The organism is Roseovarius amoyensis, from assembly GCF_003260265.1.
Classification (GTDB): Bacteria; Pseudomonadota; Alphaproteobacteria; order Rhodobacterales; family Rhodobacteraceae; genus Roseovarius; species Roseovarius amoyensis.
On the sequence record NZ_QITQ01000064.1, the window covers coordinates 1 to 2,958 of the forward strand.

The 2,958-nt window shown below is 53.7% G+C and carries 2 protein-coding genes and 1 pseudogene; 2 read left to right on the forward strand and 1 reads right to left on the reverse strand.

Annotated elements, in window-relative coordinates; all coding sequences use genetic code 11:
• The first annotated feature begins 135 nt into the window (after positions 1-135).
• Complete coding sequence (locus DL899_RS19050) at positions 136-309, forward strand: ATP-binding protein (protein WP_420821007.1); 174 nt, start codon at positions 136-138, stop codon at positions 307-309.
• A gap of 387 nt (positions 310-696) precedes the next feature.
• Here DL899_RS19050 and DL899_RS19055 read toward each other — a convergent pair whose 3' ends face one another.
• A complete protein-coding gene (locus tag DL899_RS19055; RefSeq protein WP_162685672.1) occupies positions 697-2,559 on the reverse strand; it encodes a flavin-containing monooxygenase in 1,863 nt (620 codons plus the stop codon).
• A 194-nt stretch (positions 2,560-2,753) separates the two neighbouring features.
• Here DL899_RS19055 and DL899_RS19060 point away from each other — a divergent pair.
• Positions 2,754-2,958 (forward strand): annotated as a pseudogene (locus tag DL899_RS19060) (IS6 family transposase); the annotation flags it as partial.

Genomic DNA, 2,958 nt, shown 5'->3' on the forward strand with positions numbered 1-2,958 from the left:
GGAGCAATTGGAACTCTTCGATGCACTGAGCCTGAAAACACCCTCCTGAAACGGCCCGGTTGTGGCAAAAGCAGATATCCCGCATCAATAATATCAATCACTTACGCGTTTAACTGTTGAAGTTGGGAGCTGCCGATCTCGGGTTGGCATGACATGATCGGCGACCCCACCATTGCCGACGCCATCCTCGATCGGATCGTTCACAACGCCCACCGCATCGAACTCAAGGGATACAGCACGCGCAGAAAGGACCGAGACGCGAACTTGACCTTCGCGGAAAACACCGAGACTATCCGAACCGAAACATGATCGCAGGCAGATGATCAGCCGTGCCCGAATTGTCCGGGAATTACTGAAACGGCTGTCCGGGAATTAGCGTAATCGCTGTCCGGTATTTCTGAAATCCGCATATGCCACATGCAAGAGAATACCATCACCCAGCGACCCGATCCATCTGGATTTGCACCGGATGCGTTGACCGACATTATCCGCGATGGCACGCGCAGTATGATCGAACGGGCACCAACCTGCAGACTCTCGTCATGAACGAGGGACCAGTGGGGGGCAGGTCACCCGCGAAAGACACCGAATGCCAATGCGGCGGAAAGCTCGAAAGCGCTTGACCTAAACGCGCCGAATAGAGAAGGGCGGACTAAGAAGGCTCTGTCAGAAAAGGAAATGATCTCGGGTGGTCTCTTACCGATGATACAAGATGAAATCGTCGGTTTGGGGGTGCTCCATGCGCTGCCAATATTCGCCTATGCTCCATGGACTGTTAGTCGTGACGCGGCCTGCAGCATTGGTAAACCAGTTGCGCGCGCGGGCCGCAGACCAGACAAGGGTGTTCAGCCGTTCGTCAACCTCGATGTTATAGGCGTCACAAGCCTCCGCGCGGCATTCGATAGCCTTAGCGCCTTGAGCCTGCATTAGCTCGAGACAGCGCAGAATATAGGTGGATTGTATTTCCGAATGAATGATCGCCGATCCACCAAAGGCTAAGTTTGTATTCGGGCCATACATGACAAAAAAATTCGCGAAGCTTGGCACAGTGACGCCCAGATATGCGCGCGCATCGTCCTGACACCACAGATCATGTAACTTTTGCCCTTGAGTGTTTTCAACCTCGAATGTTTGCAACATACGGCTGGCCTGAAATCCGGTTGCCAGAATGATAAGATCAAGCTCGTGATGCCCGCTGGCCGTCGTGATCCCGGTCTTGGTGAATTTTTCAATCGTGCTGCATTCAAGGGATACGTTATCGCGAAGGAAAGTCTGATACCATTGGTTGTCCAGCAGAACCCGCTTCGTATAGGGTGGGTAATCAGGGGTCATAATCGGAATAAGTTCGGGCCGCGATGCCAGCTCGCGCGCGATATGTGCCTTCATCATATCGCGAAGGTGAGCGCTCTTCGGATTAAGTGCATCCGAGCTCTTACCTTTCCAGGTCGGCGTACGCTTCAAAGCTGGAAAGACCGAATCTCCATAGGTCCAATTGTAAACCAAGCGCTTCCAAGCAAGATACGGTGGGAAATCTCTCAGAAGCTCGGTTTCGTTTTGCCCAACCTCGGCCAGATACTGGCGATTCGGCATTACCCAGTGGGGCTGGCGTTGAAAGACTGTAAGGTGCTTGACATCAGGGGCAATGGTGGGCGCAACCTGCATGGCACTGGCTCCGGCACCAATAACCGCAACCCGTTTGTCGCGATAGACGATATCCTCCTCCCATTCGGCTGTATGGACCAGATCGCCCCTGAAATCCCCAAGCCCCGGGATCTCGGGATAGGCGGCGGTATTCAGTTGACCGACAGCAGAAATCAGAATGTCAAAGTCTTCGACAACTGGCTCCGAATTCGAGGTTTGGCTGGTCACCTGCCATCCAAGCGTGGGGTGCTGTTTACACTTTATAACTTCTGTGTCGAACTGAATGAAGGGCGTGATCCCGAACTCATCGGCTACCTGGTTAATATAATTGTCAATCTCCGTCCGGCGTACGAAATAACGCGTCCAGTCAGGTTTTTGAGCCCAGGAAAAGCTGTAAACATAGCTTGGCGTATCGACGCCGCAGCCCGGATATCGATTCTGATTCCAAGCGCCAGAAACAGCCGATAGACGTTCGAAAAGAGTAATCTCGTGTCCTGCTTTTCTGAGGTCATGGGCCGCGGCAATCCCCGAAACACCGGCACCGATGATCGCGACTTTCAGGGGCGTTGCAGCGGGCGCTACCGGCCTGCGTGAAAGCAGGGCCGATTGATCAAGTAGCTGAGAGCGTTCGGCTAAAGTCGGTTTTGAGGCGGTGCAGGCCTCGACGAGAAGTTGGGCGAGTTCAGATGTTGCCGCCAGAGGCCTCGGCGTTTGACCGAGAATTTCGCCGGCCCCTTCCATTATGATCCGACTTAATTCGGGTGAAATTTTGCCCTTACCATAGACCTGAACCTCACTATGCAGGCGCTTAGCAAGATCCAAGTCTTCGGTCTGCGCCGCAACGGCGGCTCCAAACGCTACCCGCTCCTCAGTCAAATTCAAGCGCTGCTCTTCAGCTACCTGACGCGCCAATTGCATTCGCAGGTCTCCCTCAAAATCCGAATATATTAAATGAAGTAAGTTGATACCAAACAGCATGAAGTAAGTTGATACCAAACAGCATGTCAACCCGCCTTAATCATCCAAGAGGTCGGGAATGGTTGCGTGCGCCTGAAAGGGCGATGTCAGAGGAACCTGGCTTGAGCCTGACTGATCCCCCCTACCCTGCCCGCATGACAAAACGCGACCCTTTCAAATACTTCAAAACCAGTCGAGAGATCATCCACCTGGCGGTGATGATGTATGTTCGGTTCCCGCTCTCGCTTCGCAATGTCGAGGACCTGGCTCGCACGAACGCGGCATCGATGTCAGCCGCGAAGCTGTGCGGTTTTGGTGTCACCGGTTCGGGCCGCTTTTTGCCGCCGAGATCCGAAAGCG

What these genes read in the sequence shown, in the direction of transcription:
- DL899_RS19055 (WP_162685672.1), bottom strand. Translation starts at nt 2,559, where the DNA reads ATGCAATTGGCGCGTCAGGTAGCTGAAGAGCAGCGCTTGAATTTGACT.